This window comes from Methylocystis sp. ATCC 49242, assembly GCF_000188155.2.
Taxonomy (GTDB): Bacteria; Pseudomonadota; Alphaproteobacteria; order Rhizobiales; family Beijerinckiaceae; genus Methylocystis.
This window is the reverse complement of the sequence record NZ_KE124774.1, coordinates 3,512,131-3,525,977: the sequence shown is the minus strand read 5'-3', so window position 1 is coordinate 3,525,977 and position 13,847 is coordinate 3,512,131. Positions and strand designations below refer to the sequence as shown.

General features: G+C 59.4%; 12 protein-coding genes. 4 read left to right on the top strand and 8 right to left on the bottom strand.

The features are described from left to right. Nucleotides 1-22: 22 nt before the first annotated feature. Nucleotides 23-931, bottom strand: coding sequence for an outer membrane protein (locus MET49242_RS19370; protein WP_036285460.1), 909 nt, complete (start codon nucleotides 929-931; stop codon nucleotides 23-25). 459 nt (nucleotides 932-1,390) lie between these two features. On the opposite strand from MET49242_RS19370, the gene MET49242_RS19365 reads away from it, so the two are divergent. Further along, complete coding sequence (locus tag MET49242_RS19365; protein WP_144259702.1) at nucleotides 1,391-1,918, top strand: hypothetical protein; 528 nt, start codon at nucleotides 1,391-1,393, stop codon at nucleotides 1,916-1,918. 256 nt (nucleotides 1,919-2,174) lie between these two features. Next, a complete protein-coding gene (locus tag MET49242_RS19360; RefSeq protein ID WP_244430854.1) occupies nucleotides 2,175-2,711 on the top strand; it encodes a L,D-transpeptidase in 537 nt (178 codons plus the stop codon). Nucleotides 2,712-3,131: 420 nt separating this feature from the next. On the opposite strand, the gene MET49242_RS25625 is transcribed toward MET49242_RS19360, so the two are convergent. Next, nucleotides 3,132-3,272, bottom strand: coding sequence for a hypothetical protein (locus MET49242_RS25625; protein ID WP_158497336.1), 141 nt, complete (start codon nucleotides 3,270-3,272; stop codon nucleotides 3,132-3,134). A gap of 688 nt (nucleotides 3,273-3,960) precedes the next feature. On the opposite strand from MET49242_RS25625, the gene MET49242_RS19350 reads away from it, so the two are divergent. Then, the gene (locus MET49242_RS19350) at nucleotides 3,961-4,863 is read left to right on the top strand and encodes an isoaspartyl peptidase/L-asparaginase family protein (protein WP_036285451.1); all 903 of its coding nucleotides are present in this window, start codon (nucleotides 3,961-3,963) and stop codon (nucleotides 4,861-4,863) included. A 465-nt stretch (nucleotides 4,864-5,328) separates the two neighbouring features. After that, nucleotides 5,329-5,691, top strand: a complete 363-nt coding sequence (locus MET49242_RS25250; RefSeq protein ID WP_144259701.1) for a hypothetical protein — start codon at nucleotides 5,329-5,331, stop codon at nucleotides 5,689-5,691. A gap of 388 nt (nucleotides 5,692-6,079) precedes the next feature. Here the strand turns inward: MET49242_RS25250 and MET49242_RS19345 are convergent, their stop codons facing one another. The 6 genes from MET49242_RS19345 to MET49242_RS19320 form a co-directional block, all read right to left on the bottom strand. Further along, entirely contained in the window at nucleotides 6,080-8,593 is a 2,514-nt protein-coding gene (locus tag MET49242_RS19345; RefSeq protein WP_036285449.1) for an alginate export family protein, read from the bottom strand. Nucleotides 8,594-8,884: 291 nt separating this feature from the next. Next, a complete protein-coding gene (gene tam / locus MET49242_RS19340; RefSeq protein WP_244430853.1) occupies nucleotides 8,885-9,703 on the bottom strand; it encodes a trans-aconitate 2-methyltransferase in 819 nt (272 codons plus the stop codon). Continuing rightward, nucleotides 9,700-10,797 (bottom strand): sulfate/molybdate ABC transporter ATP-binding protein, encoded by a 1,098-nt coding sequence (locus MET49242_RS19335; protein ID WP_084679226.1) that lies wholly within the window; start codon nucleotides 10,795-10,797, stop codon nucleotides 9,700-9,702. Before MET49242_RS19335 ends, tam begins: the two co-directional genes overlap by 4 nt. 1 nt (nucleotide 10,798) lies before the next feature. Then, complete coding sequence (cysW, locus tag MET49242_RS19330; protein ID WP_036285446.1) at nucleotides 10,799-11,686, bottom strand: sulfate ABC transporter permease subunit CysW; 888 nt, start codon at nucleotides 11,684-11,686, stop codon at nucleotides 10,799-10,801. Continuing rightward, entirely contained in the window at nucleotides 11,679-12,542 is an 864-nt protein-coding gene (gene cysT / locus MET49242_RS19325) for a sulfate ABC transporter permease subunit CysT (protein ID WP_036285444.1), read from the bottom strand. The genes cysW and cysT overlap by 8 nt, the downstream gene beginning before the upstream one ends. Further along, on the bottom strand, nucleotides 12,539-13,582 hold the full coding sequence (locus tag MET49242_RS19320) for a sulfate ABC transporter substrate-binding protein (protein ID WP_036285442.1): 1,044 nt from the start codon (nucleotides 13,580-13,582) through the stop codon (nucleotides 12,539-12,541). The genes cysT and MET49242_RS19320 overlap by 4 nt, the downstream gene beginning before the upstream one ends. Between the last annotated feature and the right edge of the window lie 265 nt (nucleotides 13,583-13,847).

Here is a 13,847-nt window from a genome sequence, read left to right as displayed (position 1 = left end):
CGAATTCCAGAATGAGCTTCGATCAATAGGAAGCGACGACCGGATCTGCGTCCCAATTGAAATGATAGTTCACGCCTGCGCGCGCAATATGTCCATCGAAGCGGGTGGACGCATGATTGTTGCTGATCATGATGAGCGCGCCGAACGCCTGATCGGTTGTTACGCCGGTGGGAAATGTAACACCGCCAAGATCGTAATAGAGATATTCCGCCTTGAGGCTCCAGTCAGATGAAAACATCCACTCGAGGCCGCCGCCGACAGTCCAGCCGGCGCGAGTGTTGGAAAAGCGGCCGGCGTTGATCGCGAGGAGTTCAAATCCCGGCGTATCATTTGGGATTGTCTGGAAGAAATCCGCTCTCGCCGTGACCCCGCCATACGCCAGACCGCCGGTCGCATATGCGAGGAGGGTTGGCGTGACGAGATAGCCGATGCGGCCGCGAACGGTCCCGAGATAATCGAGCCGTTTGCTGGCCGACAGCGTCGTCAGATAGCTGAGGCCAGCGGCCGGCGTTGGGAGCAAGCTGACGTTGCGAGCGCTATTTGCGCCGCCGGCCACGCCCTGAATATCCGCCTCGACGCCGGCGATGAAGGTTTCACTGAACCGCCAATTGTAACCAAGTTGGCCGCCGCCAATGAAACCGGCTGCTTGTGTCGAAAGCGCGCGGCTTGCGGCAAAGGACGAGGTCGCCGCCCATATCTCCTCGCCAATCCCCGGGGCCACGAAGACCGGCGCGGACAGCAAATTGACAGCCGTGCTTGCGTTCCATGCGCCGCCGGCATTCAAGCCGATATAGAATCCGGCCCAGGGCGTCGTCTCCATCGCCGGAAGCTCCGGCAAGGGTGGAAGCTTGTGTGACGAGAGATCCGCGGCAAAAGCCCCTCCCCCGATCAGGGATAATGTCAACACGGCGGAGGAAGCGATGCTTTTCATTGTGGTGCGCCTATCAATTCTGTCGCGTTCATCCGCATGGTTCGGCAAGCTAGGAGATCGCAGCTCGCAAGCGGATCGCTGCACTCGGGGCGGTGGGAAACGTAAATATTGATGGTAAATATTTACCTAAACTGAAAATAGTTTCATAATGTTAAGCCATAGACTGTTGACAATCTACCGACGTGTTTCGTCTCGACTGCCGCATTCGCCAAATTTCGAATCGCTGCTCGTGCTCGAACGAAAACACATGTTTGGCGAAAAGCGGCGGCGCGTCCGCACGCAAGGAACCAGAAATCCGCCATTGGGACGCCCCTGCCCGGGCAACGACGCCGTCGCTCTGGCTCGAACGCAAACAATGCTTTAAGATTCGGGCGCTCCCCATGTTCACGGGACGATCGAGCCAGCCGCAGGTGTTTTTCAATGGCGAAAATGCTGCTTCTTCCGCGATCACTGTGTCGCATGCTCATCGGCGTCGTTCTGATCGGCGCGTCGCCCTCCGCCCTAGGGCAAGGCGGCGAGGCATCCCCGTCCGCGACGCAGGGCTTTATTGTCGTGGACGCGAGAGGGAAAGCGGTAGGGCAACTCGTCGAACGAAATCTCGTGCAGCGGCAAGTAAACGGAACCTGGGTAAGCTTTCCATTTGGATACAGTGGTCTTAAATCGGAGGGACTGATTTTATACTTCGCAACGAAGAATTGCAGCGGACAGGCTTACATGAATGCAAATGACAGCCCTCTGCGCGGCGTCATATTCACGACGCCGGGCGCCGGATCCATGGTCTCGGACGGCTATTACACAGCTTCCGGCGCCCTTGTTTTTCCTGAACCGCCAATGACCATGATCAAGGTGACGTCGGTTCTCGCCGTACAATCCCTGTCGCCATTGAGCGGCGTGTGTTCGGAGCCGGATTCAAAGCTGAATGCGCTGGTTGGCGCGGCGGCGACTTTCAATCTGGGACCGTTCACGCCGCCCTTCAAATTGAAATAGCCTCGTCGCCATAGCCTCGCCGAAACAGAAGTGACTCTCCGCCTTCTTCCACCAACATCGTAACGCGCAGCACGGCCAGGTTTCACCTGCGCTAAAGGCGTCATCCATGGCCAGGCGACGTGCGGAACACATTCAGGTCCGACTTCGGCCGCATTTGTAAACAATAAGCCGCCCGACTTGTTTTCCTGTTCAAACGGAAGCTCTGGCGGAGTCTTTGGGAATGGTTCGAGCACGCGCATCGCTTTTTGGGAGCTTCATGGCCCTGATTGTCGCGTCGCCGGCCCCGGCGCTGGACAATCCATTGAACCGTGGAGCGCTCGCCGATTTTGTCAATCTGTTCCGGGAGCAGGCGATACCTCGCCAGTTTGTGATCTGGCGCCATCCGCAATTCAAGAAAGGCACGATCGTCGTGGCGACGAAGCAACGGCGCCTTTACTATGTGCTCGGCGACGGTCAGGCGATCGAATACGGCGTTGGCGTCGGTCGGGAAGGATTTACATGGTCGGGAACGAAAACGGTCACCCGAAAACGCGAATGGCCGGATTGGCGGCCGCCGCCACAGATGCTGAAGCGGCGCCCCGATCTTCCAAGACATATGGCCGGCGGAATGGAGAACCCGCTCGGCGCGCGCGCACTGTATCTCGGCTCGAGCGAATACAGAATCCATGGCTCCAACGAGCCGGACACGATCGGCGCAGCAGTGTCCTCGGGATGCATCCGTATGACGAATCGCGATGTCGTCGACCTCTATGGGAGAGTCAAGGTCGGCACGAAGGTTGTCGTCTTGAACTGACCGATCTGCGCGGCTCGCATGACGCGACACCGGTCAGGCGCCGCGAAATCCTCTTGCGGTGAGCGTTAAGTGTAAGCGGGTCTGCACACGGCCATCGCGCGAGATAAAAAAGGGTCCGGCGTAAGGCCGGACCCGAAGAAACCAAAGAAGTTGAGCTTTCTCAAAATATTCGATCGCCTCTCGCCGCACAGCACATTCTCCGCCATTCGCCGAACGCAGTTCGCCATGGAGCTTATTGGAAAAGCCCGGTGAAGGAAGATCCGGCTGAGGCTGCCGTCAAATGCATTCCGCTTCCGATCTGGAAAACAAACGATAGCCCGAGCGAACATGAAGACGCCTTGTCAGGCGATCTCGCCGCCGTGCGCTCAGTTGCGCCCGCTCCTTGCGAAAGGCTCCAGAGAAAATCGATTATGCCGCTTCCTAGTTGAAATCGACGATCATCACTTTGGTGTAGACGATGAGCCCGAACGCGACGACGCAAAGCATCAACCCGTGCTCGAGGGTCGAGACCCGAACGTCGCCGGTTGTCGCTTTCTTGAAACCCAAAAAGAATTTACGCATGTTGCTGCCTCCTGACGGCTTGACTGGAGCGCTTGCCCCGCCTGTCGCGTCGCGGCCGGCGATCCGAGGCTATATGGTTAATGCGTGGTTCTTAAAAAGCCGTTGACCATAGGATGCGTTATGAATGCGGCGCTTCACCCGACGTGGATTGACCAAAAACCGATCCTCGCATGCGTTATGGGCTTTTCCCGGGACGCGGCGCATGGGTCATGGCGAAAACGCTCTAAGCAACAATCTGCTGGCATGGATGAGCGCGATTCGGCGGAGGGGCCGTCTCCTGTGGATGCGACGCATGTGTCGGAGGGCCTGGTCGATCGAATGGCGCTGCGGGCAAAGGCCAGCGCCTCTATCTTCACTTTTCTCCTATGGCAAAAAAGAGGCCCGGAAGTCTCCGGGCCGAAGGGGGAACCTGGGATGGTCGTAAAATAAAGATACTCCGCTCCCCCTTTGACGACAGTGGTTCTCCTGCCAAATACCGCCAGTTTTCCGCCATGCCCTCGTACAGGCGTCTTCAATCCCGCATGGACGCTGAAGCGACGCCAGCCTGGAACCGTTTAGGGGGCCAGCGAGTTTGAAATTTTGTGCTGGAGATCGCAGCGGACGCGATCCTGCGCGAGGGGACGAGTCAGGTCCCGATACGCGACTTCGCACGTGATTTCATTGCGCATGACGATTACAATCCCGCGCCATGAAAAAATACTCGCTGATGATCCACGGCGGCGCGGGAACGATACATGCGCCCGAACGATATGAAGCGTCTCTTCGCGACATAGTGGAAACCGGCGCACGCCGGCTCGAGACCGGCGCGTCGGCGCTCGACGTCGTAACCGAGTGCATCATGCGGCTAGAAGACAACCCGCTTTACAATGCGGGCCGTGGATCGGTCCTGAACGCAGATGGACTCGTTTCATGCGACGCGTCGATCATGGACGGTCGCAATCTTGACGCCGGCGCCGCCGCCGGCCTGCGTGGCGTCAGAAACCCGGTGCTCCTTGCACGCGCCATCATGGAGAAAAGCAATCATGTGTTCCTCATCGGCGAAGGAGCTGAACGATTCGCTCGGGATAATGGCGTCGACTTCGAGAATTCGGATTATTTCCTGACGGCGGAGCGCGTTGAGCAATTCGAGAATGTTCGCGCGGCGCGATCGACCGCGCTCGACCATTCACGAGCGAATGAAGTGAAGCTTGGCACTGTCGGAGCCGTCGCGCGAGATCAATCCGGCGACCTCGCCGCAGCGACCTCGACCGGCGGCGTCGTGAACCAGCGTCCGGGTCGGGTCGGCGACTCCCCGATCATCGGCGCGGGAACCTTCGCGGATAATTCGAGCTGCGCAATATCCTGCACCGGGGTTGGAGAGGATTTCATTCGCACGTCGCTCGCCCGCACTGCCGCGCTGTTCATCGAATATCGCGGCATGCATGCGCAAGACGCGGCGAATGAAGCGATACTCTTCCTCGTCGACAAAGTGCAGGGATATGGCGGCCTGATCATCATCGATCGCAATGGCGAATGCGCGCGCGCCCATTCGACGCCGGGGATGATTACAGCAACGGCTGCGGACGGCGAGATTACGCTGCGCCCTTGCTAGGCGAAGATAGGGGGCCTCTGTCGCGGCGGCTTATGAACGACGACGATAAATTGAAAGGGCCGGCGCCAAGAGCGAAAGACCGGCGTTGCCGCCCCAAATCAACCGTTGCGGAATCATTTATCGTTCTTACGGCGTTGGAGTTTTAACCCATCTTTCATCCCTCGACTGGTCGACGCATCGTCTTCCGGATCTCTGTTAGAGGTTAGCTCGGCTGCGTGGCCTGCGTCAGCGCGCCCCCGATCGTGGTCGAGACCCAAACGACTGACCCAAACCTGGCGGCGCCACGGCGTCAACATTCGTTTCGGATTTGATGTTGCATTTCCAGTTCTTATGTTACATTTTACCGGGAAATGTAGCCTGTATTTCCCACCTTTCAACTGCCCGGAGATGAACTGTTCGCGAGGCGGGACGAAAGGAGATCGAATGGGCCGAAAAAATAGTCGGTAAAGCACCCGGCCGGCGAGAATGGATTATTTGAGTGCGGAGTCTGAGAAAATGGAAACATATGCCGGATTCTATATCCTCAAATGCGGAGATTTCAGCTCCGATTACATCATAGATTCATCGTTCAAGCTGACTTCAGCTATAATAGATGCAGGTGATAATGTTATACATTCAAATGAAAATTTGAAAATGAGATTTAATGATGGAAATGAACAAAAGAATATCTTCTATTTGGGACGAACAGCCTTAGGCGAGCCGATCGTTTTGGAAGGACAGAGAAAGTATTTACTTACAAGCGACTCGCGCCTTCCAAAAGACCACCCAGTTCACTGTTTCGATTTGCCGCTTCTGCTTTACAAGCAGGCCGCGGTATGTTTCGCCTAGAGAAGACATCTCAGTATTTCGAATTTGCGAAGTCTTTTGAAAACACGGGGCGTCGCCGCGATCTCCGCCAACAGGCTACTACATCGGCGCCCCGTATTACATTATTCGTATCGTGCGTGGCCGCATGGCCGAAATGGACGGGTTCCGACGAAGGCACGACCCGCCGCCTCAAGATAAATTCCCCGACGCGGTGGAGAGGCGCGCTTGAGTCGCCGAATGTACCGGAGACGGGGCGAACGTGTTGCGACTGTCAGCCCGAAAACGGCAAGCCCCCGCCGCATAAGCGGGGCTCTAGCTTTACATCCTGTCGCGCGTTCAAACGGAAAACCGCATACACTTTTCCTGAAGGCGCTCTATCCGGAGATTCCGCGCCGCTGCGGATACTTCATCAATTCCTGGCGACGGCCGGCTCTGCGCCGAACAGATCGAAGTGGCGGTTCACGCCTGCCTGAACCAGATCGCCGTTGAACCGGGTGGAGGTCGAGGCGTTGTAATTGAAGGCGCCGCTGCTCGGCGCCGCAAAGCCGGAGGCGCGCGCATTGCCGAGGTCATAATGCAGGTAATCGACCTTGGCGCTCCAGTTCGGCAAAAACATCCACTCCACGCCGCCGCCGGCCGACCATCCAACCAGCGTGTCCTGGAACACGGGATTGACCTGCGTCTGACTCGTGCCGCCGACGCGTCGGGTGAAAATCGCCGTGTTGGAAACGACGCCGCCATAGGCCATGCCGCCGGTTCCATAGACGAGCAGCGTCGGCGTCGCGAGATAGCCGAGGCGGCCGCGGACCGTGCCGAGATAGTTCAGCGTCGCCGTGCGCTGCTCATAGGTCAGGAACGTATCGCCGCCGCCATTGGCCGACGTGAGCTGCCATTTCGTGTCCGTGTTTCCCGAGACGCCGTGGAGATCGGTCTCGACGCCGGCGAGGAAATTGCCCGAAAAATTCCAGTTCGCGCCGAGCTGCAGACCGCCGATGAAGCCGGCGAGATGGTTGCCCGTATCGGTCGGCGCCGCGCTGAAAGCGACAGGCAAGCTCGCCGGCGCCGGGCCGACGCCCACAACCTGCACGTTCGAGGTGGGGCTGGACCATGCGCCGCCGCCATTGAGACCGACATAGACGTCCGTCCAGCTGGGACGCGGCGCGGGCGGCGCATCCGGCGCCATGCTGGCGAAGAAGTCGGAACCCGGCGGTTTGGCGATGGGCTGTCCGTCGCCGAAGCCGTTCGCCGAGACTTCCAGATAGAAGAAATCGGTTGGCCGCGCGGTCAGGCCGTTCGTCGTTCCGGTCTGTCCGAGCGCGGATTGCCCGGGCCAGGCGACCGGCGGCCATTGCAGCGACGTCGGCGGCGCGAAACTCGAGGTGAAGGAGCCCGGCCAGAAACGCGCATAGCTGGCGGTGAGATTGATGAACTGATTCAACTTGTGACGGATACGGATGTCATACTCCGTGCCCATGAAATCGCCCCTGTTGCCGAGGGGGGCGTATAAATTGGCGCGATCCCACGCAGCCGCCGTGCTCGCCAGCCAATAGGCGCTGAAGGCCGTGTCGATCTGCGTATTTTTGGCCGGTTCGAACTCCAGCCGCGCCTTGACATTCTTCGCGTTGTTCCAGCCGAGATAATCATTGCGCGAAAATGGCTGATTGAAGCCATAGAAGGGATCGAAGTTCTGGTTGGCGCTGTCATAGGGGCTCTTGTTGCCAGTGCCGTAGACATAGACGGCGCTGACGCGCGGTTTCCACGGATGGTCCGAGAATGTGTAACCCGCCTCAAAGCCATAGCCGATGGCGTCATGCTGGACTGTCGTCTGAATGGCGTTTCTGCGCGTCCCGAGATCGCGGAATTCTCCAACTTCGCCCATTTGCTTGTTGATGTCGAAGTCATAGTCGAAGTTGCCGAGCACGCCATAGACGCGCAACCCCGGCGCATAGGTGTCTCGATGAACCTTGAGCGCATTGGAGGTATTGAGGACGTCTCCATATTGTTTGCGGCCGATGAAATAGGGCTGGATCGTCGCATATTCCGACCAGCGGCGAATGCTGAGAACGCTCCCGTAAATCCAATTGCCCCACTCGGGACGGTCGAATTCATATGGATAGCGAATGACCGGCCGCATCAGAAAGCTGTCGACGGCCCAGTCGTTTTCGTTCTTGCCCAACTTGATGCGAAAGCCCTCGAAATTATTCGTCGTGTTGCGAAATTCGTTGCTTCCGATCAACCGCCTGTCGAGCAGCTCCAGATGAAAGCGGCCGGCGCGCAGGCTCAACGGGCGGTCGTTCCCCAAAGGGTCTTTTCCCAATGCGTCCTTGAAATAAAGTTCCGCGAAGCCCTGAAGCAGTTCGGTCTGATTGATTTCCTGTCCCTGCAATTCATAGATACTGTTGAAGGCGCGAGAATCCTGGAACTCAACCACGAAACGCAGTGGGTCGAGCACATTCTTGACGCCGAAATAGGCGCGTGTGCGCAACAACCAGAGGGAGTTCGGGAAATATCTTCGCTGCGAAGCTGGCGGGTTGACGCTGGTGTCGCTCCACCGGCGATAATCGTCCTTGCGATATTCGAAACGCACGCGCGAATCGAGGCCGACGTTCAACCAGTCGATCCCCTCGAATTGCTTGTATGTCTTGCCAAGCTCCCGAACATAGGGCGGCACGTCAGGCTGCGGCTCCAGCCGATAGCCGCGAGTCTTGACGAAGTAACTTTTCTTTTCACTGGCCGCGACGGCGGGCGCAACCTTTGATCCTGACGTCGCCTTCGGCTTCGCGCCACTCCTGGCGACGCTGTCCGCTTTTGGCGTGTCTACTTTTACGGGATGATTCTCCTCGGAGAATGCGTATCCGGGCGACATTGCGAAAAGAGCCGCTATCGCCGGTCCGAGCCTCTTGTTTCGTTGAAACTTCGCCATTCCCCAACTCTCTCGGTTCGTTCTTTGTAGAGCGCGGTCCGCGCGGCCAGCAATGTAATTCTCTGACCGGCCTGACACGCCAAGTGAACCGCATCTGCGTTTTTATGTCTATCGAAAAGATAGACTAACTGCACATTCAGCCCATTCCGTTGCACAATTGCAACAGCCGGGAACAAAGGCGCGCCCGGTCGCGCAAAAGCCCCGCGAAATCGATCTCGCGGCGCGCGCCGGTGCGACGACGCCCACGTGCCGCCGCTTCCCATCGCGCGGCCAGCCAGAAGCCCTCGGCCGCTATTTTTGCAAGACGAAAAACAGCCTCGGGTAGCGCAGCAGAACCTTGCCGTTCGGCTGCCGCGGATAGGCTTCCGCGAGCTTCTCACGATAGCGTGAGAGAAAATCGGCGCGTTCATCCGGGCTGAGAAGATCGAGGAACGGACGTAAAGCCGATCCCTCGAACCAATCGACGACGCCTTGCGGTCCGTCGAGCGGATGGATGTAGATCGTCCGCCAGATGTCGAGTTCCCGGCAGAGCGGGGTCAGCAGATTGTAATATTCCTGAGGCGGGCCGATCACCACGCTGGACTTGGCGATCGGGACGAGGCGGCTCGCCCAGGGTCCGTCTGCGGCCACCATGCGCATCGCCGCATGTGACAATTCATGCACGATGTCCGGCATCTGCACAGCGAGACGCCCGCCCGGCCGAAGATAGGACGAGAGGCGCGTCAGCAGTCCGGGATGGTCCGGAAGAAAATGCAACGCCGCATTGGCGAAAATCAGATCGACTTCCTGAGCGGGACGCCAGCTTTCAATATCCTGTTTGAGAAATGTCGCCGCCACCGCGCGATCGCGCGCGACGGCAAGCATATTTTCCGAATTGTCGATCCCGACGACTGAAGCGCCCGGAAAGGTCGTCGCCAGCAATTCCGTGCTGTTTCCGGGACCGCAGCCAAGATCGAAAACGACCTTCGGCTCGAAGGAAGGAATGCGCGCAAGAAGATCGCGCGCCGCGCGCGTGCGTTCATTTTCGAACTTCAGATAAAGATCGGAGTTCCAGTCGTTGACGGGGGCTGCGCCATGATCCGTCCGCAATATCGCTGACGAGTGGCTCAAATGCCGTCTCCCGCGTTCAGATAATCACCGCTCTCCGATGACTCCATGGGGAAGATGCGCGCATTCGCCAGCGAAAGAGGCACGCGATCGCCGAGCGCCGCGGCGCTTTCGAGCGGCGAGTCGATTTCGAGCGTCTGATCATAACCATCGATGGCGATTGTGGCGCGCACGCCGGCGGGCGTTCGGCGCAGGCTTTCGACGCGGCCTTCGAGTTCGCCATGTCCCGGCGTTGCGACCGCGATATCTGCGGGGCGAAAGAAGACCTTGGCCGGGCCGTTGCGCAGTCCATGCGTATCGATGTGCAGCTGGCGCCCGGCGAATTCGACATGGCCCGCCGCAACGGTGACCGGCAGCGCGACCGCCTCGCCGACAAAGGAGATGACGAAGGGAGACGCTGGCCGATCATAAAGCTCCTCGGGCGCGCCAATCTGTTCGATGCGCCCTTCATTGAGCACGACGACGCGATCGGCGAGCTCCATGGCCTCGTCCTGATCATGAGTGACGAAAACCGTGGTCAGGCCGGTTTCCTTGTGCACCTCTCGCAACCAGCGACGCAGATCCTTGCGCACGCGCGCGTCGAGCGCGCCGAAGGGCTCGTCGAGCAAGAGGACGCGCGGCTCGATGGCGAGGGCGCGCGCAAGCGCCACCCGCTGGCGCTGGCCGCCGGAGAGCTGCGCGGGAAAACGCGCGTCGAGACCTTCGAGCTGGACGAAACGCAGCAGTTCGGCGACGCGCGCCCTGATTTCGGCGCGCGACGGACGCGAACGGCGTGGGCGCACCCTGAGGCCATAGGCGATATTGTCGGCGACAGTCATATGTTTGAACAGCGCATAGTTCTGAAACACGAATCCGACGCGGCGATCCTGCACGGGGAGATTGGTGGCGTCCTCGCCGTCGAAGTAAACATGGCCGCGGTCGGGCGCGTTGAGGCCAGCGATGATGCGCAGAAGAGTCGTCTTTCCCGAGCCCGAAGGCCCGAGCAGCGCGACGAGTTCGCCGGGCCGGATGTCGAGGGAGACGTCGCGCAGCGCGGCGAAAGCGCCGAAATCCTGGGCGACATGCTCGACGCGAATGGCTGCGCCGCGCCTGTTCAACTCAGCGCCGCCGCGCCCGTCCCGAAAGCGCGTCGGCGTGACGCCACTCGAGGAGGGTCTTGAGCCCGAGGGTGACGAGCGCCAGCCCCGCAAGAAGAACCGCGAGAGCGAAAGCGGCGACGCTGTTGTATTCATTGTAGAGTATCTCCACTTGCAGCGGGATCGTATTGGTCAGGCCGCGAATATGGCCGGAGACGACAGAGACGGCGCCGAATTCGCCCATGGCGCGCGCATTGCACAGCAGCACGCCATAGAGCAGGCCCCATTTGATATTGGGCAGCGTCACGGTGAGGAAGGTCCTGAAACCCGATGCGCCCAGCGTCAGCGCCGCTTCCTCCTCGACGTTTCCCTGCTCCTGCATCAGCGGAATGAGTTCGCGCGCAACGAAGGGGAAGGTGACAAAGATCGTCGCGAGCGCAATGCCCGGCACGGCGAAGATGATCTGCACGCCATGCGCCAGCAGCCACTTGCCGAACAGCCCCTGCGCGCCGAACACCAACATATAGACGAGGCCAGAGACTACTGGCGATACGGAGAAAGGCAGATCGATCAGCGTGATCAGAAGGCTCTTTCCGGGGAAGGAGAATTTGGCAATCGACCAGGACGCTGCAAGGCCGAAGACGAGATTGGCGGGCACGCTGATCGCCGCGATGAGCAAGGTGAGGCGGATGGCGGCAAGCGATTCCGGATCCTTGAAAGTCTCGAAAAACGTCGATGCGCCTTTGCTGGCGGCCTCTGCGAACACGACGGCGAGCGGCGCAAAGAGGAAGTTGAGAAGAAAGACGACTGCAATCGTGATCAGCGCATGGCGCGCCAGCGGTGAATCCTGCGTGACGGCGCGAAGCTTGACGCGGCGGCGCGATATGGAGGCAAATGCTGTCTCAGACATGCCCGAATCTCCTTCGGCTCCACGCATGAACGAAATTGATGATGAGCAGCGCGGCGAAAGAGATCGCCAGCATGATCGTCGCAATCGCCGTCGCGCCGGCGAAATCATATTGCTCGAGCTTCACGACGATCAGCAGCGGCGCAATCTCCGACACATAGGGAATATTGCCGGCGATGAAAATCACGGACCCATATTCGCCAATGGATCTCGCGAATGCGAGCGCAAAGCCTGTGAGCAACGCCGGAACGAGCGGCGGCAGCAACACGCGGATTACAGTCTGCAGGCGCGCCGCGCCAAGGGTGGCGGAGGCCTCTTCCAGCTCCGCCTCCAGCTCGGAGATGATTGGCTGGACCGTGCGCACGACGAAGGGCAGACCAATGAAGATCAGGGCGACAAGAATGCCTGCGCGCGTGAAGGCGATCTTCACATCTGCATCCGCAAGCGGCGCGCCGAACCAGCCGTTGGGAGAATAGAGCGCCGCGAGCGAAATGCCGGCGACGGCGGTGGGAAGCGCCAAGGGAAGGTCGACGAAAGCGTCGAACAGGCGACGGCCAAAGAAGTCATAACGCGCGAGCGCCCATGCGATGATGAGGCCGAAGAAAAGATCGATGATAGCCGCCAGGAAGGAGAGGAGGAAAGTCGTTCGCAACGCCGCAGCAACGCGCGGCTCCGTGGCGATTGCATAGAGTCCATGCAGACCAAGTCCCGACGCGCGCCATATCAACGTGGCCAGCGGAAACAGCACGATGAGCCCGAGATAGAGCAGCGTGAAGCCGAAGGTCAGGCCGAAACCGGGGATGACGCTCGGCGCCGTGAAGCGCCGAGCGTTGCGGCCAGCGAGGGTCGGGGAGGTCACCTCACGGCCTCTTGCGTCTGGATCTGATCGAAGACGCCGCCATCGGCGAAATGCTTCTTCTGAGCGGCGGCCCAGCCGCCGAAAGCCTTGTCGATGGTAATGAAATTTATCTTGGCGAATTTCTTCAGATCCTCTTTCGCCGCATACTCGGGATGCACCGGACGATAGTTGTAGCGCGCGATGATCGCCTGCGCGGCGGGCGAATAGAGAAAATCGAGATAGGCTTCCGCAACCTGCCGATTGCCCTTGGGGTCGGCGTTGGCGTCGACGACGGCGACAGGAGGCTCCGCGAGTATCGACTGGGACGGCGCGACGATCTCGAATTTGTCGCCGCCGAACTCCTTCAATGCGAGAAAGGCCTCGTTCTCCCATGTGATCAGCACGTCGCCCAGGGCGCGCTGCGCGAAAGTGATGGTCGAACCGCGCGCGCCCGTATCCATCACCGGCGCGTTCCTGTAGATCGCCTTGACGAAATCCTTCGTCTTCTCCTCGTCGCCGCCGAATTTCTTCAGCCCATATCCCCAGGCCGCGAGATAATTCCAGCGTGCGCCTCCCGATGTTTTCGGATTGGGCGTGATGACCGCGACGCCCGGCTTCGCCAGATCGTCCCAGTCCCTGATCGCCTTCGGATTGCCCTTGCGAACGAGAAACACGATCGTCGACGTATAGGGTGACGAATTATTCGGCCGGCGCTTCTGCCAGTCGGCCGGGATTTTTCCGCTCTTGTTCGCGATGGCGTCGATGTCGCCAGCCAGAGCCAGCGTCACGACATCCGCATTGAGCCCGTCAATCACTGCGCGCGCCTGGGAGCCAGAGCCGCCATGCGAGGTCTGGATCTCCACGCTTTCCCCGGTTCTCGCCTTCCAGTCGGCGACGAAGGCCGGATTGATCGCCTTGTAGAGCTCACGCGTGGGATCATAGGAGACGTTCAGGAATGTCTGCCCGGCCTGGGCATAGAGCCCTCCAAAGACGCCGAGCGCGGCGGTGGCGATCGTAAAGATACGGAGAAAAGCCTCGGTTTTTCGCGTGCGCTTGTTCATGTCTCGAGCTCCAAAATCGACCTTCTGATATAGTCTATAAATCTAGTATTTTGATCAGGCAAGAGGGATTTTGAAAAGCGCCGCGTTTTCCAGACGGGAGCGGGCGCGCCTCACGGCTCTGAAAGCCGTCAGATCGGCCGAGGCATTACGCCGCAGCAAAAGAAAATTGGTGTAGAAACTGATGCTTATGGCGTCTGGATCAGTGCTGTCGCCTCAGGGAGACAGCCGGTCCAGGCCGCATTTTTTCGCGGGTGCACGGAAAAGG

Excerpts from the sequence above, each read along its gene's own strand:
- MET49242_RS19370 (WP_036285460.1), bottom strand. The coding sequence starts at position 931 with ATGAAAAGCATCGCTTCCTCCGCCGTGTTGACATTATCCCTGATCGGG.
- MET49242_RS19365 (WP_144259702.1), top strand. The coding sequence starts at position 1,391 with ATGCTCATCGGCGTCGTTCTGATCGGCGCGTCGCCCTCCGCCCTAGGG.
- MET49242_RS19360 (WP_244430854.1), top strand. The coding sequence starts at position 2,175 with ATGGCCCTGATTGTCGCGTCGCCGGCCCCGGCGCTGGACAATCCATTG.
- MET49242_RS25625 (WP_158497336.1), bottom strand. The coding sequence starts at position 3,272 with ATGCGTAAATTCTTTTTGGGTTTCAAGAAAGCGACAACCGGCGACGTT.
- MET49242_RS19350 (WP_036285451.1), top strand. The coding sequence starts at position 3,961 with ATGAAAAAATACTCGCTGATGATCCACGGCGGCGCGGGAACGATACAT.
- MET49242_RS25250 (WP_144259701.1), top strand. The coding sequence starts at position 5,329 with ATGGATTATTTGAGTGCGGAGTCTGAGAAAATGGAAACATATGCCGGA.
- MET49242_RS19345 (WP_036285449.1), bottom strand. The coding sequence starts at position 8,593 with ATGGCGAAGTTTCAACGAAACAAGAGGCTCGGACCGGCGATAGCGGCT.
- cysW (WP_036285446.1), bottom strand. The coding sequence starts at position 11,686 with ATGTCTGAGACAGCATTTGCCTCCATATCGCGCCGCCGCGTCAAGCTT.
- MET49242_RS19320 (WP_036285442.1), bottom strand. The coding sequence starts at position 13,582 with ATGAACAAGCGCACGCGAAAAACCGAGGCTTTTCTCCGTATCTTTACG.